Source organism: Rhodanobacter sp. FW106-PBR-R2A-1-15, assembly GCF_058789735.1.
Genome location: NZ_JBYTEM010000059.1, coordinates 1 through 3968, shown reverse-complemented (window position 1 = coordinate 3968; position 3968 = coordinate 1). Strand labels below are relative to the sequence as shown.

Annotated in this window: 4 protein-coding genes; all 4 read left to right on the top strand. The window is 48.9% G+C overall.

Annotated elements, in window-relative coordinates; genetic code table 11:
- The coding region (locus AC3WTD_RS18450; RefSeq protein WP_492614654.1) for a hypothetical protein at positions 1-248 on the top strand (248 nt) is incomplete at its 5' end.
- A gap of 167 nt (positions 249-415) precedes the next feature.
- The gene (locus AC3WTD_RS18445) at positions 416-1765 is read left to right on the top strand and encodes a cytochrome C (RefSeq protein ID WP_492614653.1); all 1350 of its coding nucleotides are present in this window, start codon (positions 416-418) and stop codon (positions 1763-1765) included.
- A 489-nt stretch (positions 1766-2254) separates the two neighbouring features.
- Positions 2255-3349, top strand: a complete 1095-nt coding sequence (locus AC3WTD_RS18440; protein WP_185754560.1) for an Aq_1264-related membrane protein — start codon at positions 2255-2257, stop codon at positions 3347-3349.
- A 200-nt stretch (positions 3350-3549) separates the two neighbouring features.
- A partial coding sequence (locus tag AC3WTD_RS18435; protein WP_492614652.1) for a c-type cytochrome domain-containing protein occupies positions 3550-3968 on the top strand: 419 nt, incomplete at its 3' end.

Genomic DNA, 3968 nt, shown 5'->3' with positions numbered 1-3968 from the left:
AGCAACAAGGCAGGGGTTTCGGCCAGGTACGGTGCGATCTGCTGGTAGTAACCTTAAAGCGCTTCTTGCCCTTGGCGCGATTGCCGTGCTGGTACATCAGCGGGCAGATTCAACTCCGAAGTGCAGCCGCCGTTGGAAATCTGGCGCGAATCAGGATGCATTTTGGAAAAATGCATCTGCGGGGAGGGGAATACGCAAAGTTCCGTGACAAATGGTCGCACTACGAGCTGCGACTATTGCGAAATTGACGTGCGTCAATCAGACCGGGAAAGAATTTTGCGACGATGCGCTACACACCTAATTCCACAATAGTGCCGATGAAGACCATATATGAATACGCGGCGTGACTGTGAAGATCCAGAGCATTATGCGAGTTAAGTTCAGGTTCTATCACCGTAGAGAAGGAAGATGCACCATGCAAAAACGTCGGAACAAACTGAATATAGGAGGGCAATGGCCGCTTCTTGCCCTGCTAATGATACTCATGGTGGGGATCATTCCCAAGGCGAATGCCATCCCCGCGTTCTCACGACAAGTCAATATGCCTTGTACCTCCTGCCACGTGGGCGGATATGGTCCGCAACTGACGCCGTTTGGGCGCCAATTCAAACTAACCGGCTATACCATGAAGTCCGGTTCATCGGGCGTCACTCCCAAAGTCTCTTTGGAGCTCGTCGAGTCGTTCACCCACACTCAAAAGGATCAGGCGGGAGGCGCTGCCCCGGGTTTCGGTAGCAACAACAATTGGGAGTTTCAGACCGCCGGGGTCTACTTGGCGGGCGCAATATCCGACCACCTGGGCATGCTAATGCAGGTCTCGTACTCTGAGAACGGTCATCGGGTCGAATGGGATATGACGGACATTCGCTATGCACGCCAAGCTAAATTTGGATCGCACTCGGCAGTTTGGGGCATTACTCTAAACAATAATCCAACCATATCGGACCTCTATAACACCGGAGCGGCGTGGCAATACCCCTATTTTGGCCCCGATCTCGCCCCGGGATCTGTGGCAACGCCCATTGTAAATGGCGGTTTGATGAATGGCGTACTGGGGTTGACGGCGTATACCCAGATAGATGGCAAGTGGTACTTTGAGGGTGGCTTGTACAAGGTTCCTTCAAAATCATTCATTGATCATGTAAATGGCATGTATCCTGGACGCCTGGACATCCCTGCCCCCTACCTACGCGCAGCCTATCAGGCGTCTCTTGGGTCCGCCAGTAACCTTGAAGTTGGTGCGCTGTTTTTTGAACCCAGGTTAATTCCTATGTCCAGCATGGGAATGTCAACTCAGTCTGACAATTATAAAGACTATGGGGTGGATGCGAGCTATGAATGGTTTGGCGGAACGAAGCACGCGATTACCGTACAGGGGCAATACGTACATGAAAAACAGACCCTCAATAACAGCTTTGCGGTGGGCGCATCCTCGAATCTTCACAATCGCCTAAATTCATTTAATATCAACGCAAACTACTGGTACGAAAGCACCTATGGCGCCACGCTTGGTGCGTTTGCAACTAACGGTAGCCGCGACGCAATGTTATATTCAGCCGCATCTTCAAATGACTCTCCAAATACGAGCGGCGGCTCAATGGAATTGAATTGGGTGCCATTCGGAAAAGGAAATAGTTGGGCTCAGCCGTACGCGAATCTTCGGGTTGGCCTCCAATATACTTTTTATACAAAGTTCAATGGCACAAGTAGTCACGCTTCGGATAATAATACTTTGTATCTTTACTTCCAGACCTATCTATTTTGATATTCCCAATGCTTTGGTATAGTCTACTTGCTGCATAGATGAGCATCAATTCTGTCTGACAGTGGTTGCTTTTGGCAGTGAGATGAGTTTAATCGGGATTTCATCATTGGTGGGCATTTTAAGCTGATGGTGAGGTCCCTGCTATAAATGTGGCGTTGCAACCAACGCATCTGACCTTCCTGAGGGTTTTATGTGATCCATAAAGTGTGATGCATGCATGGATTGCATAATTGATCAGAATGGAAGGGCGGTTTCAAGGTCCACGTGCAACACCCCCATCATGGCCAAGCCTATGATTCGCTGGGAATGGGCCTGTCAACGGCTACGCAAGCGCTGTCGCGCCGTTGACAGCCCCATTCCCCACCTCCTTAGTCACCAAGCCATGATGGGTGCGATCTATCGAGGTGTTGCACGTGGAGTTTGAACCGGCCCTCCATAAAGTGGAATGGCCATTCTCTGATGGTTAAGCAAAATTCACAGGGCGATACAATGAAACAACAAAAGTCATCCGCGCGCATTTTAGCATTGATAATTGGTTTCATAATGATATTGATGCCGTGGTATATAAATGGCCCGCATGCGGCATCTTCATCCGTAGGATTCTGGAATTGTCTCATAACAGGATTCCTGATGGTGTTTGTCGCCATGGTTTCATTAGTGTGGCGCCGCGCGTACTGGCCTGCCTGGGCGTTCCTGGTGCTTGTCCTGTGGACAGCCCTAGGCCCAACGACGCTGAGCTTTACGGAGAAAGAGATATCAGTAATTAATTTGCTGATAGGTGTCGTCGGTCTGTTTGTGTCAGTCGTATGGATACGGCGGGTACTCGGAAGAATTCCTCAAGGCAGGGCTGTCGTTAAAGGTAGAACGTTCCGAGAGTGTTCGAGCAGTGAGCGCATATTGTTTGGTCTTGTGTTGGCGGTCCTTGGGCTCGGCTATAGTATGGCAGTTGGCTATCTGTACATGACGCATACGGGCCTAGATGGAAAATCAGGGATATCCGTACAAGATCTGGCGATTACGTACTATGGGAATCGTAGCGGCACGCGGTTAGAACAGATGTTGCGGGGACCTATGTCTGGTATGCGGAGCGAGGAGGACCTTAATCAGGTTATTGCTTGGCTCAAGGGCGGCGCAGACGAGAAAGGGTATGACAAAACCGTGCACCCAATCATTGAGCAAAAATGTGCTCGTTGCCACGGCGCAAAGTCGGGGATGGGGTTGCCAGACCTTACGAGTTACGCAGGAATTAAAAGCGTAGCAAAGGTTGATACTGGGATGTCCATCCAGACTCTCGTAAAGCTCTCACATATTCATTTATTCGGCATTGGTTTGGTAACATTCGTTCTAGGATTTGTATTTACCTTTACCACGCTTCCTTCTTGGCTCAAGAATTTGGTTATAGTCGCACCGTTCGCAGCTGTTGTGCTTGATATCGCCACCTGGTTCCTTACAAAATGGGATCCGACATTCGCGTATACCGTTCTGGTGGCGGGTTCAATTATGGGCGCTTCTTGGGGAATCCAGATTTTCACATCATTTTACCAATTGATTTTCGTGAAGCGCGACGATAATTGCGAAGCATGAGCGTTGCAGCGTTCTATATTTGAATTATCGCAGCGTTGCATTTTCCAGAAGCATTCAATTACTTTCGGTGGTGGCAGTGGTGATAGATATTTTGTTTGACTAAGGCCTTTTTTTAATGTAGATAGTAAAGGCGGGTCCTGTTTGACTCCAGTTTTCCCTCGGACTCTCTGTAATTGAACTCACTATATGAGGAGGGTGTTATGGCCGCACTAAAATTGGTTGCGTTGGCAATCGCCTTACCTATAGCCACAATGGCTTGCTCTCATAGTAGCGTGAGTTTTAAGCGTGATATAAATCCAATTTTTCAGGAAAGCTGTGCAGTCTGCCACAGCCCTGGAGGTCCAGGCTTCGAGAAGAGCGGATTCAGTGTGGCTAGCTATCAGGACATAATGAAGGGAACCAAGTATGGTTCGGTAATCAACCCTGGCTCTAGTGTGGGGAGCACTCTTGTTCGGCTCATTAAGCATCAAGCCGATCCTTCAATAAATATGCCGAAAGAATATTCAATTAGTTTGCAGAGCCATATTAATGTGATCACACCGGGAGGTGGCGCGCGGAGGCTGTCAGATTCAGAGATTGATTTGATCAGTAAATGGGTTGATCAAGGTGCGAAGAACAA